At 70.0% G+C, this 18,463-nt stretch carries 10 protein-coding genes and 3 pseudogenes; 4 read left to right on the forward strand and 9 right to left on the reverse strand.

Annotated features, from left to right (window positions below):
• Positions 1-355 precede the first annotated feature (355 nt).
• Positions 356-1,711, forward strand: a complete 1,356-nt coding sequence (locus MU852_RS11395) for a M23 family metallopeptidase (protein WP_283843600.1) — start codon at positions 356-358, stop codon at positions 1,709-1,711.
• Positions 1,712-1,714: 3 nt separating this feature from the next.
• Here the strand turns inward: MU852_RS11395 and MU852_RS11400 are convergent, their stop codons facing one another.
• Genes MU852_RS11400 through MU852_RS11410 form a run of 3 tightly spaced genes read right to left on the reverse strand, consistent with a single transcriptional unit; the run spans position 1,715 to position 3,750 of the window.
• Positions 1,715-3,019, reverse strand: a complete 1,305-nt coding sequence (locus MU852_RS11400) for a Tad domain-containing protein (protein ID WP_249749676.1) — start codon at positions 3,017-3,019, stop codon at positions 1,715-1,717.
• Positions 2,943-3,359, reverse strand: a complete 417-nt coding sequence (locus MU852_RS11405) for a pilus assembly protein TadG-related protein (protein WP_249749677.1) — start codon at positions 3,357-3,359, stop codon at positions 2,943-2,945. The genes MU852_RS11400 and MU852_RS11405 overlap by 77 nt, the downstream gene beginning before the upstream one ends.
• Before the next feature lies 1 nt (position 3,360).
• Entirely contained in the window at positions 3,361-3,750 is a 390-nt protein-coding gene (locus MU852_RS11410; RefSeq protein WP_249749678.1) for a TadE/TadG family type IV pilus assembly protein, read from the reverse strand.
• 308 nt (positions 3,751-4,058) lie between these two features.
• Between MU852_RS11410 and MU852_RS11415 the strand changes: the two genes are divergently transcribed.
• Together MU852_RS11415 and metK are read left to right on the forward strand one after the other, a co-directional pair.
• The gene (locus MU852_RS11415) at positions 4,059-4,412 is read left to right on the forward strand and encodes a helix-turn-helix domain-containing protein (protein WP_249749679.1); all 354 of its coding nucleotides are present in this window, start codon (positions 4,059-4,061) and stop codon (positions 4,410-4,412) included.
• Positions 4,413-4,563: 151 nt separating this feature from the next.
• The gene (gene metK, locus MU852_RS11420) at positions 4,564-5,754 is read left to right on the forward strand and encodes a methionine adenosyltransferase (RefSeq protein ID WP_249749680.1); all 1,191 of its coding nucleotides are present in this window, start codon (positions 4,564-4,566) and stop codon (positions 5,752-5,754) included.
• 6 nt (positions 5,755-5,760) lie between these two features.
• Here metK and MU852_RS11425 read toward each other — a convergent pair.
• The 3 genes and pseudogenes from MU852_RS11425 to gpmA form a co-directional block, all read right to left on the reverse strand.
• Positions 5,761-7,028 (reverse strand): annotated as a pseudogene (locus MU852_RS11425) (pentapeptide repeat-containing protein).
• A 46-nt stretch (positions 7,029-7,074) separates the two neighbouring features.
• Positions 7,075-7,704: a bifunctional diaminohydroxyphosphoribosylaminopyrimidine deaminase/5-amino-6-(5-phosphoribosylamino)uracil reductase RibD gene (gene ribD, locus MU852_RS11430; protein ID WP_249749681.1), complete on the reverse strand. Its 630-nt coding sequence runs from the start codon at positions 7,702-7,704 to the stop codon at positions 7,075-7,077.
• Positions 7,701-8,414, reverse strand: coding sequence for a 2,3-diphosphoglycerate-dependent phosphoglycerate mutase (gene gpmA, locus MU852_RS11435; protein ID WP_249749682.1), 714 nt, complete (start codon positions 8,412-8,414; stop codon positions 7,701-7,703). Before gpmA ends, ribD begins: the two co-directional genes overlap by 4 nt.
• Before the next feature lie 257 nt (positions 8,415-8,671).
• Here gpmA and MU852_RS11440 point away from each other — a divergent pair.
• Positions 8,672-10,173 (forward strand): annotated as a pseudogene (locus tag MU852_RS11440) (phosphomannomutase/phosphoglucomutase).
• 668 nt (positions 10,174-10,841) lie between these two features.
• Here the strand turns inward: MU852_RS11440 and MU852_RS11445 are convergent.
• The 3 genes and pseudogenes from MU852_RS11445 to MU852_RS11455 all read right to left on the reverse strand — a co-directional run bounded on the left by MU852_RS11445 (position 10,842) and on the right by MU852_RS11455 (position 18,302).
• A complete protein-coding gene (locus MU852_RS11445; protein WP_283843602.1) occupies positions 10,842-12,167 on the reverse strand; it encodes an ammonium transporter in 1,326 nt (441 codons plus the stop codon).
• A gap of 32 nt (positions 12,168-12,199) precedes the next feature.
• Positions 12,200-16,709, reverse strand: a pseudogene (gltB, locus tag MU852_RS11450) (glutamate synthase large subunit).
• A gap of 162 nt (positions 16,710-16,871) precedes the next feature.
• The gene (locus tag MU852_RS11455; RefSeq protein ID WP_249749683.1) at positions 16,872-18,302 is read right to left on the reverse strand and encodes an NAD(P)-dependent oxidoreductase; all 1,431 of its coding nucleotides are present in this window, start codon (positions 18,300-18,302) and stop codon (positions 16,872-16,874) included.
• Positions 18,303-18,463: the final 161 nt, after the last annotated feature.

An 18,463-nucleotide genomic window follows, 5' to 3' on the forward strand; every position in this document is an offset into this window, starting at 1 on the left:
GTGAGAACTGAGACAGAATCGATGTCGCCCGAGGTCAGCACAAGATCGATATCCAGGCGTGCGAACACCATCCGGCGGGCATGCGTTGCAGCCAAGCTGGGCGACAAGAGGGCGGGAATGTCAACAAGCGCGGCGCGCACGCCCCTCATGTTCTCTAACGTGTTCTCTGAACCGTCGGCGCGAAAAGTGAAACGTTTACAGAAGATGTCGGCCCGTTAACCATTTGTAACGGACTGTCTTCCCAAACTGGTACAGGCGGGCTATAGGGCTTGCCTTCGCGTCCGGGGCCTTGGGCGCGAGCCTTCGCTGCAGTACGCTTTGGCGCCCTAGGGGCGTCGCCAACAGACGGGGAACGATGGCTCAGTTCGACCCACGCCGGCAGCACATGCGCCTTGCGCCGCACATGCTGACCGCGGTCGCCGCCATATCGGTGGCTCTGTTCGCCGGACGCGCTTATCAACCCGCCCAGGCGGAAGAGGTTTCGCCTCTGTCCGCCACCCAGATCGCCGCGCTGGAGGCCGAAGCCTTCGCCGCCGCTGGATCGCCCGCCGGCCTGACCGCCCCCGAGGCCGTTCCCGTTCAGATTCGTCGCGGCGAGACCTTCGAGCAGGCCGTGCGCCGCACCGGCGTCGCCGCCGAGGAAGCCAGCGCCGTCGCCGCCACCATCGCCAACGCCTTCGACCTGACCGAGCTTCGCGCCGGCCTTCGGTTCGAGACGGCCATCGCCAAGCCCAGGGACGGTCGGGGCGACGCCCGCCTGATCGGCCTGACCATGCGGACCGGCCCGGCCAGCCAGTTGACGGTGTCGCGCAGCTTCGACGGCGCGCTTCGCCTGCGCTCGCTGGAGGAAAAGGTCACCCACGAGACCGTCGTGCTGAAGGGCGACGTGGAGCGCTCGCTGTCGGCCAGCGCCCGCGAACTTGGCGCGACCGCCTCCATCGTGCGCGCCGCCAGCCGCCTGTTCGCCACCAAGTTCGATCTCCAGCGCGACATCCGCGCCTCGGACGAGTTCACCCTGGTGTTCGACCGCGACGTCACCGAGGCCGGCCGCACGGTCGGCGTCGGCGACCTGATGTACGCCGAACTCAAGGGCCGGACCTTCTACCGCTTCCGTCCCGCCGGCGCGAAGGAAGACCAGTTCTTCGACGAGAACGGCAAGAACCTGCGCTCGGCCATGATGCGCACGCCGCTGCAGAGCTTCCGCCGCATCAGCTCCAGCTTCGGCGTTCGCACGCACCCGATCTCGGGCTTCCGCAAGATGCACCAGGGCATCGACTTCGCGGCCGGCTCCGGCACGCCGGTGGTCGCGCCGGCGGACGGCGTGGTCGTTGAGGCCCGTCGTTGGGGCGGCTACGGCAACTGGCTGCGCATTCGCCACGCCAACGGCCTGGAAAGCGGCTACGGCCACCTCTCGCGTTATGGCTCGGGCATCCGCGCCGGCCAGCGCGTCAGCCAGGGCCAGGTTGTCGCTTACGTCGGCTCGACCGGCGCCTCGACAGGCCCGCACCTTCACTATGAAATCTGGCGCAACGGCCAGCGGATCAATCCGGCGGGCATCCGCACCCAGGAGGGCACGGAACTGACCGGCGCTGACCTGGCCGCCTTCCGCGCCGAAAAGAGCCGCATCGACCGCATCATCGCCTCGGGCGGCCAGCGCCGGCCTGCGATCCAGCAGGCGTCGGCCGCCGGCCTGCGCGCCGCCAGCGCCTGATCGTCATCCCACCAGCCTGGGGAGGCCCCGGCCCTGGTCGGGGCAGGACAGGCCGTGGACCTGCACGTCCGCCTCTCCGAACCTGAGACCCAGCAGGTCGAAGACCGGGTTCAGCAGGGCGTCCAGCGCCGGCCCGATCGGCGCCAGCAGGCCGCCCAGCGCCCGCGTCAGCCCTCCCAGATCGAGCGGCAGGTTCAGCACGCGGGGCGTCAGCTCCAGCCGTTGCAGCAGCGAGGCGATCAGACTGTCGGCCAGATGGCGGGAGGCGACGGTCTTGACCGCGCCGGCGTCGATCTCGGCGCGGTCGAACCGTAGAGCCTTGAAGCGCGTGTCCGCCGCCTCGATGTCGGCCTTGGCGTCGAGCACGACCAGGCCAAGCAGGGACAGGATCGTGGCGGGCTGCGGGTTCAGCGGGCGCTTGAAATCATCCAGGCGGCTTTCGTCCACCACGCCGACCATGGCGCGCGCCAGGCCGGGGCGCACCCCCACCTCGACCGCCTCGTTCGGCCGGCACGACAGGGCGTTCAGTCGCGCCTCCGACGCGGCGAGCTCCACCAGGATCGGCAGGTCCACCTGCGCCAGGCCGGCCAGCTTGGCCGACGTCCTAAGGCGGATGTAGAGGCGCGTCTGCGCCGTGCGGATGATCGGAGCCCCCGTCCCGGTGACGGTCAGCCAGGGCGAGCGATTGGGGCGCTCCCCGATCGCCAGGCGGGTCTTCAGATCGGCCACGCCGAGCGGCGCGTCCAGCTTCAGCGCCATCTGCCGGTCGCCGGCGCCGACCTCCAGCATGGCGGTGATCAGGTCCAGCGCCGAGACCTCCGCGTCCAGACCGGCGCGCAGTCCGTCCGGGGCCTGGGCGTCGACCCCAATCAGGCGCCCAAGGGGCACCTTGACCCCCGCCGCCGCGCCGGTGAGCTTGCCCAGCGCGCCGCCGTCCCGGCCGCCCGCCAGCGCGTCCAGGACGCCCAGCGCGGTTCCTGCGTCCACCGTGGTCCCCAGCAGGGCGTCGTAATCTCCAGCAGTCACGCCCAGGCGCGTGGCCAGGGCGTCGGTGAAGGCCAGCAGATTGACGTCCAGGTCCGCCACGGCGCGGTAGTCCATGAGGCTGAGCGACACCTGGCTGCCGGTCAGGCCGGTCAGCAGTTGGTTGGCCACGCCGCCATCCAGCCGCGCCAGGCGCGAGCCCAGGCTGAACATGGCCTTGGGGCTGTCGGAAATCGCCGCCGTCGCGTCACGGGCGACGACGACCCGGTCGCGGCCCATCAGCCACCGGCTGAAGAACAGCGGCGCGGGCGCCGTCAGCGTCACGCGGGCCGCGTTGGGTTCGCCGCCGCCCGCGTTGAAGCGGTTCTCGGCGCGCCACGGCCTTGTCGGGCGTGTAGCGGCCGATCGCGGTCTCCACCGACAGAGGACCGCGCGCGACATTGGCCTGGGCCGTGGCCTGCGCGGCGGCGGCCGCTCCGTCCAGATTTCCGGCCGCGGCCAGGGCGGCCAGGTCGGCGGCCCCCTGAAGCCGCCGCGCGTGCAGCGCCAGGCCGCCGAGGTCGATCGCCATGGCCGCGACCAGGGCGAGCAAGGCCAGGCCCGCCGCCGCCGTCACCCCGACCGCGCCGCGTCGATCCGTCAGCAGCTTCCGCGCGCGGATCACCTCACCGCTCCCCGAACCGGACGACGGCGGAACGTTCTATGACCTCCGGGGGACGGGGCAGCATCCCGCCCAGCAGCATGATCGGGTGGTCATGGATGTCGTAGGCGGCGACCACGCGCACCGTGACGCCGTCGTCCTCGACCCGCAGCGCCAGCCGCCGGGCCTCCAGGGCGCCGATATCGCCCACTGTGGCGTCGGCCTCGGCCTGGGCCAGCGCGGCGCGCTCCTGGGCGTCGAGCCCACCCAGCGCGGCCCGGGCGGCCTCCGACGCCAGGGACTGCACCGACTGGGCCAGCAGAAACCAGCCGCCATACACCACCGCCGCCAGCAGAAGCGCGATCAGGACAGGACCGATCAGGGCGAACTCGACGGCGGCGGAGCCTTGCCGCATCCGCAGCGGCGAATTCCGGACTGAAGACGATGAGGCCACGACCGCGCTCCTTCGACAGCACGGATAGGTTGTATATCGGCCAGGATTAACAGGGCGTGTGCGTTCACAGTCTGGGCGTGTGATGGGCCCGGTCTTCGCCTGTGTAGGGAAGACTCCGCGTTGTTCAACGCTTTCAGGGCCTTGGCGCGAGCAGTCGCCGCCGACAACCCGCATAGGGCGTATAATTGCGTGAAATATGAGGAGCGCGGCCTTGACGGACGCCGTGTTTTCAGGCCTCACGCGGCTTTCGTCGAGCTTTACAGGCCCCAATGACCGACGCAGTAGATCCCGTTGACGTGGCGATCGGAACCCGCATCCGCAGCCGCCGCGAAGAACTCCGTATCACCCAGGCCCAACTGGCCGCCGGCGCCGGAGTGACCTTCCAGCAGATTCAGAAGTACGAGCGCGGCGTGAACCGTGTCTCGGCCGCCCGTCTGCTGCAGATCGCGGCGGTGCTGAAGACGACCGGCGCAGCCCTGCTGGGCGAGTTGGACGGCGAGCACGGGGACGAGCTGGTCCTGGCGGCGCCGGGCGTGTCGGAGTTGCTGTCGGCCTTCCGCGGCATCGACGACGCGGACAAGCGCGACGCCCTGCTGCTGGTCGCGCGCGGCCTGCGCAACTGATCCATCGCGGCTCCGGCCGTTGAGCCCTCTTCGCCGTCGGGCGGGGAGGGCTTTGTCATGTCTGCGGCGCCGGGGATGGATGTCGAACGCTTGAAGATATAAGCATGTCTTTATATGTGTGTTCGCCACATCCCAGACAGGAGCCTTCGGCTTGGCGCGTTCGTCCTTTCTCTTCACCTCCGAAAGCGTTTCCGAGGGCCATCCTGACAAGGTCGCGGATCGCATCTCCGACACGGTCGTCGACCTGTTCCTGGCCAAGGATCCCGAGGCGCGCGTCGCCTGCGAGACCCTGACAACCACCAACCGGGTGGTCCTGGCCGGCGAAATTCGCGGCAAGGGGATCTGGGAAGACGGCGGCTGGGCGCCGGGCGTCGAGGCCGAGATCGAGGCCGCCGTGCGCGCCGCCGTCAAGGACATCGGCTATGAGCAGGACGGCTTCCACTGGCGGACGTTCGAGTTCTCCAACCACCTGCACGGCCAGTCGGTCGACATCGCCGTGGGCGTCGATTCCACGGACACCAAGGACGAGGGCGCCGGCGACCAGGGCATCATGTTCGGCTACGCCTCGAACGAGACGCCGGAACTGATGCCGGCCACCCTGGCCTACAGCCACCGTATCCTGCGTAAGCTGGCCGAGCTGCGGCACGGCGGCGACACGCGGCTGGAGCCGGACGCCAAGAGCCAGGTCACGCTGTACTACGAGGACGGCAAGCCGGTTCGCGCCGCCTCCATCGTCGTCTCGACCCAGCACGCCAAGGGCCTGACCCAGGCCCAGGTGGCCGAGGTGGTCAAGCCGGTGGTGGCCGAGGTGCTGCCCGACGGCTTCATCACCAACGAGACCGTGTGGCACATCAATCCGACCGGCATCTTCGAGATCGGCGGGCCGGACGGCGACGCGGGCCTGACGGGCCGCAAGATCATCGTCGACACCTATGGCGGCGCGGCCCCGCATGGCGGCGGCGCCTTCTCGGGCAAGGATCCGACCAAGGTGGACCGCTCGGCCGCCTACGCCGCGCGCTACCTGGCCAAGAACGTCGTGGCCGCCGGCCTGGCCGACCGCTGCACCATCCAGCTCAGCTACGCCATCGGCGTGGCCCAGCCGCAATCCGTGCACGTCGACCTGCATGGCACCGGCAAGATCGACGAGGCGGTGCTGGAGCGCGAACTGCCCCAACTGATCGGCGGGGCGACGCCGCGCGCCATCCGCGAGCATCTGAAGCTGAACAAGCCGATCTACGCCCGCACGACTTCCTATGGCCACTTCGGCCGCGAGCCGGACGCCGACGGCGGCTTCAGCTGGGAAAAGACCGATCTGGTCGAAAAGCTGCAGGCCCTGGCGTAAGCGCGATCAGGCGGCCTGGTCGATGGTCAGGCCGCGCACGCCCGTCAGATTGGCGTCGGTGAAGTCCGTCTGACGGGTCTGGGCGCCGTGCAGGGTCGCCCGACCCAGGTCCGCCCCCGCAAGGACCGCGCGGCGCAGGTCCGCGCCGGCCAGGTCCGCGCCGCGCAGATTGGCGCCCGTCAGATCGGCGGGCAGCAGCCGGTCCGCCGTGATCATCAGCGGTCCCAGTTGGGCCTCGCGCAGGTCGGAGCCCGTCAACTTGGCCCCCTCAGCCGCGCGCCCCGCAGGTCCGCGCGGCGCAGGTTGACCGATCGCAGGTCGGCGTTCTCCAGGTGCGCGCCCTGCAGTTGCACGCCCTCCATGTCCAGGCCGTAGAAGACTGCGCCCTTGGCGGACAGGGCGGTCAGGTTCAGGCCGACGATCGACTTCAGCGGCCGGAGGTCGACCCCGTCGAAGACTGAGGGCTGGCCCTGGGCGCCGCCGCTTTCGCACCAGCGGGCGTGTTCGCGCAGCATTTCGGCGGCCGGCATCTCGGAGACCGGCGCGCCGGCGCAGCGGGTGTCGGTCAGGGCGCCGTCCAGATCGGCCCCGTCGGCGCGCCACATCGTGGTCTTGGCGCCGACCAGGATGGCGTCGCGCAAGTCGGCGCCCGACAGGTCGGCGCCCGACAGGTCGGCCCCGGCCAGATCGGCGCCGCGGAAGTCGGCCTGTTTCAGATTGGCCCGGACCAGCTTGCAGTCCTTCATCACCGCGCCGGAAAAGTCGGCCTTGATGGCGATGACGCCGGACATCTTGGAACGCTGCAGATTGGCGCCGGCCAGGCAGGCGCCGCCGACCTGGGTCTGGTCGCGGGGACGCGGCTCGATGACCTTGAAGCCCAGCTTGGCGTCGGCGGCGGCGATGGTGCCCTCGCGCAGGTCGGCCTCGAACAGGTCGGCGCCGGACAGGTCCGCGCCGCGCAGGCAGGCCCCGCGCAGATCGGCGCGGCGCAGGGAGGCGTCGGCCAGGATCGCGTCCTGCATGTCGGCGCCGAAGAAGTTGGCGTTGTCCAGCTTGGCGCCGGTCAGGTCGCAGGTCTCGAGACAGGCGCCGGCGAAGTCCGCGTCGGAAAGATTGCGCCCCTTCAGGCTGAGGCCCGTCAGGTCCAGCCAGGCGAAGACGGCGCGCGCGCCGCCGGGGCGCGCCTGGAACAGACGGTCGTGCCGGGCGCAGATCACGTCCAGCTCAGCCTGGGAAAGGCGCTTCCTGACGATCGGTTCGGCGACGGCGACCATCCGATCACCTTACGGCGTCCGACTTAAGAAAGATTATCGATCCGCGCTATTCGGTCAGCAGGCCCTGGTCGCGCAGGGCGTCGGCCAGTTCGCCGGGCGCGGTCCACAGGCGGGTGTAGCCGGCCTCGCCCAGCCGCTTCAGTTCGGTGACCAGATCGGCCTTGGAAGAGGCGGCGAAACGGCCGTCGAAGCCGGCCCCGTCCTTCGACACCCGCACCATCGGCCGGCCGGTCTCCAGCCGGTGCAGGAAGCCTTCGCACAGGGCCGCGCCCTCTTCGCACATCAGGCCGGTCTCGACGGTCAGGCCGGCGGCGCGCAGCCGCTCGGTGCCGCGTCCGGCGGCGAAGGGGGAGGGGTCCAGGCAGGCGATGACGACGCGCGACACCCCGGCGTCGGCCAGGAAATGGGCGCAGGACTTGCGGCCTGACGAGCGGGCGCCGCACGGCTCCAGCGTGACATAGGCGGTCGCGCCCTTCGCCTGGTCGCCGGCGGCGGGCACGGCCTGTTCCTCGGCGTGGGGGCGCCCGCCCGGCGCCGTGGCGGCCTGGGCGACCACGCGGCCGTCCTTGACCAGGACGCAGCCGACCGCCGGATTGGGCCAGGTCTCGCCCATGCGTCCGGTCGCCAGATCGATGGCCTGGGCCATGAAGGCGCGGTCGGCGTCGCTCCAGGTCATGCGACGGCCGGCAGGTCTTCGGCGCGCGACGCATCGAGATAGCGCGCGGCGGTCGGCTTCAGCTGATCGTCCAGGTCGATCTCCAGCGGATTGCCGGTCGGGATCTCGACACCGACGATCTTGTCGTCCGGCACGGCGAACAGCAGCTTGACGATGGCGCGCAGCGAATTGCCGTGCGCGGCGATCAGCACGTCCTCGCCCGCCTTCAGGCGCGGCGCGATCTCTTCGTCCCAATAGGGCTTCACCCGGTCCAGGGTGGTCTTCAGGCTTTCGGTGTCCGGGATGGCCTTGCCGGCGTAGCGGGGGTCGGTGGTGAAGTCGAACTCGCCGCCCGGCGCCAACGGGGGCGGCGGCGTGTCATAGCTGCGCCGCCAGACCTTGACCTGGTCCTCGCCGTGCTTTTCGGCCGTCTCGGCCTTGTTCAGCCCGGTCAGCCCGCCGTAGTGGCGCTCGTTCAGGCGCCAGTCCTCGATCACGGGAACGTCCTTCAGGCCGGCGGACTGAAGCGCCAGGGCGCCGGTCCGCTTGGCGCGGGTCAGGACCGATGTGAACATCACCGCCGGCTTGAAACCCGCCTCGGCGATCAGTTCGCCGCCCCGCCGGGCCTGGGCCTCGCCCTCGGCGGTCAGGTCCACGTCGACCCAGCCGGTGAAGCGGTTTTCGAGGTTCCACTGGCTCTGGCCGTGGCGCAACAGGATCAGGCGGGGCATGGGCGTCTCCGGGAGGCGGTCCGTCGGGCGTAGGACGCCGTCACGAACCGGTCAAGTTTTCGCCGGGCGACGCGGCGACCGGAGCCATATCGTCCTCCGTGCGTTGTTGCAGCTTCACCGGGGCCGCCGCTATACCTTCGCCATGTCCGACCGCCTGTTCTTCGCGCTGGCCCTGACCGGCGTCGTCCTGATGGTCGCCCTGGCGCTGGTCTGGCCCTAAGGCCCGGTCGCCCCGCCGTTCTTTCCCAAGGATTCCCATGCTGAAGCCCCGCCAGGACCTGAAGCCGAACACGGCCGCCTATGAGACGCAGGCGCTGGTCAAGCCGACCGGCTTTCGGGAATACGACGCCCGCTGGATCCTGGAGAAGGAGATCAACCTGCTGGGCGTCCAGGCGCTGGGTCTGGGCCTGGCGACCTATGTCCACGAGATCGGCGTCAGGCCCAAGATCGTCACCGGCCACGACTTCCGGGGCTATAGCCTCAGCGTCAAGCAGGCGCTGATCCTGGGCCTGCTGGAAGGCGGCATGGAGGTGCTGGACGTGGGCCTGGCCCTGTCGCCGATGGCCTATTTCGGCCAGTTCGAACTGGACGCCCCGTGCGTGGCCATGGTCACCGCCAGCCACAACGAGAACGGCTGGACCGGCGTGAAGATGGGCGCCAATCCGCCCCTGACCTTCGGGCCGGACGAGATCGGCCGCCTGAAGGAGATCGTGCTGAACGGCCAGGGCGTGGCCCGCGACGGCGGCAAGCTGGTGCGGGTCGAGGACTTCCGCGAAAAATACATCGCCGATGTCGCCTCCAAGGTTCAGGTCAAGCGGCCGCTGAAGGTGGTCTGCGCCTGCGGCAACGGCACCGCCGGCGCCTTCGCCCCCGACGCCCTGCGGCGCATGGGCGTGGAGGTGATCGAGATGGACACCGACCTGGACTTCACCTTCCCCAAGTACAATCCCAACCCCGAGGACCACGCCATGCTGGTGCAGATGGCCCAGCGGGTGAAGGAGACGGGCGCCGACCTGGCCCTGGGCTTCGACGGCGACGGCGACCGCTGCGGCGTGGTGGACGACACGGGCGAGGAAATCTTCGCCGACAAGATCGGCCTGATGCTGGCCCGCGACCTGTCGGCCATCCATCCGAACAGCACCTTCGTCGTCCCGATGTGAAGTCGACGGGCCTGTACAAGACCGACGAGGTCCTGAAGGCCAATGGGGCGGAGACCGTCTATTGGAAGACGGGGCACAGCTACATCAAGCGCAAGACCGCCGAGATCGGCGCCCTGGCCGGGTTCGAGAAGTCGGGCCACTTCTTCATGGCCGGCGAACTGGGCCACGGCTACGACGACGGCCTGGTCGCGGCCGGCGCCGTCCTGGCCATGCTGGACCGCAATCCGGGCAAGACGCTGTCGGAGCTGAAGGCGGCCCTGCCGGACGCCTGGACCAGCCTGACCATGAGCCCGCACTGCGACGACGAGCTGAAGTACGAAGTGCTGGAGCGGATCGTGAAGGAATATTCCGACCTGGCCGAGGCCGGGGGGGAAATCCTGGGCCGCAAGATCGTCGAGGCCATCACCGTCAACGGCGTTCGGGTGCACCTGGAGGACGGATCGTGGGTGCTGGTCCGCGCCTCGTCCAACAAGCCCGAACTGGTCGTGGTGGTCGAGAGCATGCGGTCCGAGGACGACATGCGCGACCTGTTCAGGAAGGAGGTCAAGCCGCGCCTGGCCGCCTATCCCGAGATCGGCGCCTTCAACCAGGAAATCTGACGGGTCGGGCATGGCGGGGCGCCTCCGCCGTTCCGGGCGGAGTTTGGAGGGCCGGGCGGAGCGCCGGGCCTTCGCCCGGAGGTCTGTGATGTGAGTACCGTTTCGACGAAGTTCGACGCTCCGCGCGGAGGATTGACCTGCAAGCTCGGGGCGCCGAGTGGTGGCGGTCTTATCGCCTAACCCCATAAGCCTGCGGCGGGCCGGCGGCTCCTGCGAGAACCGTCCGGGTGCGGCCGAGTATCCCCCTCGACCCTCCGCCTCGCGCGTCCGGTGCGCCGGCCGGCGAGGCGGCGCGGGCCGTTCCAGACCCGCCCCCGCTTCCTCCGCTCCCGCCGCCGCAAGGTCGCAGGCCTTACGAGCCCTCCGGTGCGACGGGACGAGGAAAGCATGGCACGGTTTCCAGCTCAGGCGGGCTGGGGGGCGCGAGAATCAGGCAAGCCGTTGGAATCGTTGCGGTCGAGGCAGCGTCACTTGGAGAGTTGGCGGGTTCCGACCTCGCATTCCCGCCGTCCTCCACACCCGTCATCCTCGGGCTTGACCCGGGGATCGGAGGTTCAGCCGCAGGTGCGAAGACAGCGACGTACGGCCCGATCCACGCCCGATCCTCGGGTCAAGCCCGAGGATGATGGGAGAGGGAGGCAGGACGGGGACGGGAGAGGGCGTTCAGGTCAGTGGATGGCTTCGCCGTGCTGGGTGTAGTCCAGGCCCTCGATCTCCTGCTCTTTGGTCACGCGCAGGCCGGTGGTCAGGCGGCAGATGGTCAGCACCAGATAGGCGCCGGCGGCGCTCCAGGCGATGACGCCGAGCAGGCCCACGGCCTGCTTCCACACCGTGGCGCCCTCGGCCAGCGGATTGACGGCGGTGGTGGCGAACAGGCCGGTCAGCAGGGCGCCGACGATCCCGCCGATCCCGTGCACGCCGAAGGCGTCCAGGCTGTCGTCGTATTTCAAGGCGCGCTTCAGCCACACCGCCCCGGCGTAGCAGGCCGGGCCGGCGATCAGCCCGATGAAGAAGGCGCCCTTGGGGTCGACGAAGCCGGCGGCGGGGGTGATGGCGACCAGACCGCCGACGATGCCCGACAGCAGGCCCAGCAAGGTCGGGCGCTTGCGCTCGATCCATTCCACCACCATCCAGCCGATCGCGGCGCTGGCGGCGGCCAAGAGGGTGTTGAAGGCGGCGGCGGCGGCCAGGGCGTCGGCGGCCCCGGCGGACCCCGCGTTGAAACCGATCCAGCCGACCAGCAGCAGGCCCGTGCCGATGGCGCTGTAGGCCAGGTTGGCCGGCGCCATGTTGTCGCGCCCGAAGCCGTGCCGCGGCCCCAGCGCCAGGGCGCAGACCAGGCCCGTGACCCCGGCGTTGACGTGGACAACCGCCCCGCCGGCGAAGTCCAGCACGCCCAGCGACCCGATCCAGCCGCCGCCCCAGACCTGGTGGCAGATCGGCGCATAGACGATCAGGTGCCACAGGGCGAAGAACAGGACGCTGGCCGAGAACTTCATCCGTTCGGCGAAGGCGCCGGCGATCAGGGCCGGGGTGATGATGGCGAAGGTCATCTGGAAACTGACGAACAGCAGTTCGGGCAGGCCGGGCAGCAGGCCATGCGCCGTCCGCATCGTCACGCCGTTCAGGAAGGCCGCCTGCAGGCCGCCGACGAAGCCGTCCACGGCCGCCGGTCCGGCGCCGAACGACAGGCTGTAGCCCGCGATGAACCACAGCACGCTGACCACGGCGAAGGCGGCGGCGGACTGGGCGATGACGCTGATGATGTTCTTCTTCCTGACCATGCCGCCGTAGAACAGGGCCAGGCCCGGCAGGGTCATCATCAGGACCAGGGCGGTGGCGGTCAGGATCCAGGCCGTGGCCGCCCCGTCGATCTGGAGCGGCGCCTGGTGGGCCAGAAGGGCGTCCTGGGCCAGGGTTTGAGCCAGGGCCGGACAGGCCAGGGACGCCGCCCCGGCGGCGGTTGCGGCGGCGAGGGCGACGTGTCGTTTCATCGGCGTGAACCCTGGGGAGAGAGCGAAGGCGGTCAGGCCGAAGTCTTGAGCCGTTCCGGCTGTCTGACAATCTCCGTCAGCGGAAGAATCCGCGTGAACTGTCCCAGGGCCGTCGGCCAGTCGGCCAGCAGGCGGCGCGCCAGGGGCGAGGCGGTGACGTCCAGATGCGCGCGGATCAGGCCCTGCAGCCGCTGAGCCGCCGCCTCGTCCATGTCGGCGAAGCCGGCCAGGTCGCCGTTCAGGGCCTTGGCGGCCGCGCCGTCGGCGTCCCAGACGAACAGTTCGCCGCCGCTCATGCCCGCGGCCAGGTTCCAGCCGACCGAGCCCAGAACGACGACGCGGCCGCCGGTCATGTATTCGCAGCCGTGGGCGCCCAGGCCTTCGACCACGGCCTGGCGCCGGAGTTGCGCACCGCGAACCGCTCGCCCGCCGCCCCGGCGATGAACAGCCGGCCCGAGGTCGCGCCGTACAGGGTGGTGTTGCCGCAGATCAGCTGGTTCGGGCGCCATTCCGGCGTGCGGATGGAGATTTCGGCGCCTGACAGCCCCTTGCCGACATAGTCGTTGGCCTCGCCGGTCAGGTGCAGTTCCAGGCCCCTGGCCGCGAAGGCGCCGAAGCTCTGGCCGGCGATGCCTTCCAGCTTCAGCCGCAGCCGCCCGGTCGGTCCCTGCGGACCGAAGCGGCGAACGATGGCCGAGGAGACGGCCGCGCCGACCGTGCGCTGGGTGTTGTTCAGCGGATAGGACAGCTCCAGCGTCTGGCCGCGATCCAGGAAGCGGACCGCGTCCTTCAGCACGCGGGCGTCCAGGCTGTCCTCGATGGGCTTGCGAGCCGCCTTGTCGGCCCACTTGCCGGCCGCGCCCTCGTCGACCTGGACCAGCAGCGGGTTCAGGTCGAGGTCGTCCAGATGCGATCCGCCGCGATGGACCTGGCGCAGCAGGTCGGTGCGGCCGATGATCTCGTCCAGGGTGCGGGCGCCGATGGAGGCCAGGATCTCGCGCGTTTCCTCGGCGATGAAGGTGACCAGGTTGACGACCTTGTCGGCCGTGCCGGTGAACTTCTCGCGCAGCCGCTCGTCCTGCGAGCAGACGCCGACGGGGCAGGTGTTGGAATGGCACTGGCGCACCATCAGGCAGCCCATGGCGATCAGGGCCGTGGTGCCGATGCCGAACTCCTCGGCGCCCAGCAGGGCGGCGACGACCACGTCGCGGCCAGTGCGCAGGCCGCCGTCGGTCCGCAACGTCACCGAGCCGCGCAGATTGTTCAGCGTCAGCACCTGGTGGGCCTCGGCCAGGCCGATCTCCCACGGCAGGCCGGCGTGCTTGATCGAGGTCTGGGGCGAGGCGCCGGTGCCGCCGTTGTGGCCGGCGACCAGGATGGCGTCGGCCTTGGCCTTGGCCACGCCGGACGCGATGGCGCCGATGCCGGAGGCGGACACCAGCTTCACCGTGACCCGGGCGTCGGGATTGATCGCCTTCAGGTCGTAGATCAGCTGGGCCAGATCCTCGATCGAATAGATGTCGTGGTGCGGCGGGGGGCTGATCAGGGTGGTGCCCGGCACGGCGTGGCGCATGCGGCCGATGAATTCGGTGACCTTGAAGCCGGGCAGCTGGCCGCCCTCGCCGGGCTTGGCGCCCTGGGCGACCTTGATCTCGATCTCGCGGCACTGGTTCAGATATTCGGCCGTGACGCCGAAGCGGCCGGACGCCACCTGCTTGACCGCCGAATTGGCGTCGTCGCCGTTCGGGCGCGGGTGATAGCGCTCCGGATCCTCGCCGCCTTCGCCCGACACCGAACGGGCGCCGATGCGGTTCATGGCGATGTTCAGCGTCTCGTGCGCCTCGGGCCCCAGGGCGCCCAGCGACATGGCCTGGGTCAGGAAGCGCTTGCGGATGTCCGAGACGCTCTCGACCTGATCGATGGGAATGGCGGCGCCTTCGCGGAAGTCCAGCAGGTCGCGCAGGCTGAGGTCCGGCTGGTTGCGCACCACCTCGGAATACTGCTTGAAGCGACGGTAGTCGCCGCGGTTGCAGGCGTCCTGCAGCAGATGGATGGTCCGCGCCTCGTGGGCGTGGGCCTCGCCGCCCGAGCGGATCTTGAAGAAACCGCCCATCGACGGGACGGGCTGGGCCTCGCCCCAGGCCAGGCGGTGGCGCTTCATGGCCGCCTGTTCCAGCCCCGCCAGGCCGATGCCGGAGATGCGCGACGGGGCGCCGGGGAAGAACTCGGCCGTCAGGGCGCGCGACAGGCCCAGCACCTCGAACTCGCAGCCGCCGCGATAGGCGGAGATGACGCTGATGCCCTTCCTCGCCAGGGTCTTCAGCAGTCCGGCCTCGATCCCCTTCTTGTAATTCAGGCAGGCGTCGCGCAGCGTCAGCCCGGGATACAGGCCCCGGTCCAGGCGCTCCTGGAACAGGTCCTGGGCCAGCCAGGCGTTGACGGTGGTGGCGCCGACCCCGACCAGGACGGCGAAGCCGTGCGGATCCAGCGTCTCGGCGGTGCGCACGACGATCGAGCAATAGGTGCGCAGCCCGACCTTGGTCAGACGACCGTGAACCCCGGCGGTCGCCAGGATCATCGGCGCAGCCAGGCGCTCGGCCGAACCGTGCTGGTCGGTCAGGACGATCAGGGCCGCGCCGTCGCGGGCGGCGGCCTCGGCCTCGTCCATGATGCGGTCCAAGGCCGCGCGCAGGCCGGCGCCGGGGCGCGCGTCGTCGGCCGGCACGTCGTAGCTGCAGTCGATGACGGCGGTGGCGCCGGCGCCGACGGTGTCCAGCATCCGGTCGTACATGCCGTTGGTCAGGACCGGGCTGTCCAGCACGAAGACGTCGGTCTGGGCCTCTTCCTCGGCCAGGATGTTGCCCAGGTTCTTGAACCGGGTCTTCAGGCTCATGGCGCCCGCTTCACGCAGCGGGTCGATGGGCGGATTGGTGACCTGGCTGAAGTTCTGGCGGAAATAGTGCGACAGCGGGCGCGGCAGGGCCGACAGGACGGCGGGCGGCGCGTCGTCGCCCATCGAGCCGACCGCCTCCTTGCCGTCGCGGATCAGCGGATCCAGCGTCAGGTCCAGGTCCTCGCGGCTGAAGCCGGCGGCGATCTGGCGGCGCGTCAGGGCTTCGCCCTGGGCCGACCGAGGCTCGGGTCCGGGGCCGATGATCGGCTCCAGGTCCACCATGTTGTCCAGCCAGTCCGTATAGGGATGGGCGGCGGCCAGGGCCTCGACGGCCTCGTGCTCGTCATAGAGCCGGCCGTTCGCCATATCGACGGCGATCAGCTTGCCGGGGCCGATGTGCAGGCGGCGCTTCACCCGGCTTTCGGGAATGGGAACCAGACCGGCCTCTGAGCCCGCCATCAGCAGGCCATCCACCGTCTCGACCGCGCGCAGGGGACGCAGGCCGTTGCGGTCCTTGCCGGCCACGACCCAGCGGCCGTCGACGGCGCAGATGGCGGCCGGGCCGTCCCACGGCTCCATCACCGCATTGCAGTAGGCGTAGAAGGCGCGGTGCGCCTCGGGCATCACCACGTCGTCCTTGGCCCAGGCCTCGGGGATCAGCAGGGCCTTGGCCATCGGGGCGGGGCGGCCGGCGCGCACCAGCACCTCGAAGACGTTGTCCAGCGAGGCCGAGTCCGACCCGCCCGGCTGGACCACCGGCTTCACCTCGCCGTCGCGGTCGCCGAAGGCCTGGGCGGCCATGCGGATCTCGTGCGACTTCATCCAGTTGAGGTTGCCCTTCAGCGTGTTGATCTCGCCGTTGTGGGCCAGCATGCGGAAGGGCTGGGCCAGCCGCCATTCCGGGAAGGTGTTGGTCGAATAGCGCTGGTGGAAGACGGCGTAGGCCGAGACGAAGCGCGGGTCCTCCAGGTCGGGATACAGGTCGCCCAGCAGTTCGGCGCGACCATGCCCTTGTAGGCGATCGAGCGCGACGACAGGGTGCAGATATAGACGCCCTGCAGGTTCTCGGTCTTGACGGTCTTCTCGATGCGGCGCCGGGTCAGGAACAGTTCGCGCTCCAGCGCCTCGCCGTCCAGCGGCCGGCCGGCGTCGTCCAGCGGGGGCGCCAGCATGATCTGTTCGATCTCGGGACGGGTCGCCCCGGCCTTGGTCCCGACCACGGACAGGTCCACCGGCGTCTGGCGCCAGCCATAGATCCAGAAGCCGGCGCGCAGCGCCTCGGTCTCGACGATGGCGCGGGCGCGGTCCTGGTCGCCCAGGTCGGTGCGCGGCAGGAAGATCTGGCCGACGCAGATCGGGCCGGGGCGCACCGACTGGCCGATGGAGGCGACCTGGTCGGCGAAGAAGCCCTGCGGCAGCTCGACCATGACGCCGGCGCCGTCGCCGGACAGGCCGTCGGGATCGACCGCGCCCCGGTGGGCCACGGCCTTCAGGCTGCGGATCGCATAGTCGACCACGTCGCGGCGCGGGCTGCCGTCGATGGAGCAGACCAGGCCGACGCCGCAGGCGTCGCGCTCGGACGCGCGGTCGTAGGCGTGGCCGGCTTCCAGCCGCGCGCGGGTTTCTTCGTACTGGTTCAGCCAGGTCATGCGTTCACCCAACCCCTCCGCTCATCCCGGCAAAAGCCGGGATCCAGTGCTTTCGCAAGGCACGGGCGGCAGGGATGAAAATCGTGGATTCGATTGCTCCGCCGGAGCGCCCAAAGGTCTGGGTCCCGGCTTTCGCCGGGATGAGCGGAAATTGGATATCGCTCATGCCGCGACCCCTTCGGCGCCAGCCTTCAGGTAACGATCGATCTCGGCGGCGGCGTCCTGTCCTTCGCGCACCGCCCACACGACCAGCGAGGCCCCGCGCACCGCGTCGCCGGCGGCGAACACGCCGGGCAGGCTGGTGGCGAAGCTGACGGCGCCGACCTTGATCGTGCCGTCGTCGCGCAGCTTGAGGTCGGGCTCGTGCGCCGCGAAGGGCTCGGGCTGGAAGCCCAGGGCCTCGATGACGATGTCGGCGGGAATGTCGAAATCCGAGCCGGGGACTGGCGCGATGTTGCGCCGCTCGCCCGGCGCGGCCTCGGTCAGTGCCATGCGCTGGGCGCGCACGCCGGTCACGGCGTCGCCCTGGGACAGCAGCGCCTTGGGCGCGGCCAGCCATTCGAAGACGACGCCTTCCTCCTCGGCGTTCTGCACCTCGCGCGCCGAACCGGGCATGTTGTCCCGGTCGCGGCGATAGACGCAGGTGACGCTGCGGGCGCCCTGGCGGACGGCGGTGCGGACGCAGTCCATCGCCGTGTCGCCGCCGCCGATCACCACGACGCGCTTGTCGCGCGCCTCGTGCCAGCCGTCCTGTTCGGCGTCGCCCAGGTCGCGGCGGTTCTGGTGCGTCAGGTACTGCAGCGCCTCCACGGTCGAGTCCGGGCCCCGGCCCGGGGCCGACAGGATGCGCGGCTGATAGACGCCCATGGCCAGCAGCACGGCGTCGTGGCGGTCGCGCAGTTCGCTCAGGGTCACGTCCTTGCCGACCTCGCAGCCCAGGACGAATTCGACCCCGCCCTCGGCCAGGCGGTCGACGCGACGCTGGACGACGTGCTTCTCCAGCTTGAAGCCGGGGATGCCGTAGATCAGCAGGCCGCCCGCCCGGTCGTGCCGGTCATAGACGGTGACCTGATAGCCTTCGCAGCGCAGCCGGTCGGCCGCCGCCAGGCCCGCCGGGCCGGCGCCGATCACGCCGACGCTCTCGCCGCGTTCGGCCAGGGGGCGGATCGGTTCGACCCAGCCGTTCCGCCACGCCTGTTCGGCGATCCAGGCTTCGACCGAGCCGATGGTGACGGCTTCCCAGCCGGACTGGTTCAGGGTGCAGCCGCCTTCGCACAGCCGGTCCTGCGGACAGATGCGGCCGCAGATTTCAGGCATGGTCGAGGTCTGGGACGACACGCGCCAGGCCTCGCGCACCTCGTTCTCGGCCGACAGGCGCAGCCAGTCGGGGATGTTGTTCTGAAGCGGGCAGGCGTTCTGGCAGAACGGCACGCCGCAGTCGGTGCAGCGCGACGCCTGTTTCTCGGCCGTCTCGGTGGACGGGGGCAGGGTGATCTCGCCGAAACCGCGCGCGCGCAGTTCGGCGGAGGCCTTCGAGAGGCGGCGCGGCTCTACGACGAAAGTCCCGCCTGGCGTTATGGTCTTGTGTGTCACGGCGTCGCATATGCCGCAAACGAGACATTCAAGGCAAATAATATTGGCGTAACCGGCGTTATCGTCCGTAAAAAGAAATAATATTTCAAAGGCTGCGTTTGAGGCATCAAAAGATGCTGACGGGGCGGTGTGCAGCGCAACAGAGTTTTTGGTTCCCGCCT

This window comes from Brevundimonas albigilva (assembly GCF_023503965.1).
Lineage (GTDB): Bacteria > Pseudomonadota > Alphaproteobacteria > Caulobacterales > Caulobacteraceae > Brevundimonas > Brevundimonas albigilva.

What these genes read in the sequence shown, in the direction of transcription:
- MU852_RS11395 (WP_283843600.1), top strand. Translation starts at nt 356, where the DNA reads ATGGCTCAGTTCGACCCACGCCGGCAGCACATGCGCCTTGCGCCGCAC.
- MU852_RS11410 (WP_249749678.1), bottom strand. Translation starts at nt 3,750, where the DNA reads ATGCGGCAAGGCTCCGCCGCCGTCGAGTTCGCCCTGATCGGTCCTGTC.
- MU852_RS11415 (WP_249749679.1), top strand. Translation starts at nt 4,059, where the DNA reads ATGACCGACGCAGTAGATCCCGTTGACGTGGCGATCGGAACCCGCATC.
- ribD (WP_249749681.1), bottom strand. Translation starts at nt 7,704, where the DNA reads ATGACCTGGAGCGACGCCGACCGCGCCTTCATGGCCCAGGCCATCGAT.
- gpmA (WP_249749682.1), bottom strand. Translation starts at nt 8,414, where the DNA reads ATGCCCCGCCTGATCCTGTTGCGCCACGGCCAGAGCCAGTGGAACCTC.
- MU852_RS11445 (WP_283843602.1), bottom strand. Translation starts at nt 12,167, where the DNA reads ATGAAACGACACGTCGCCCTCGCCGCCGCAACCGCCGCCGGGGCGGCG.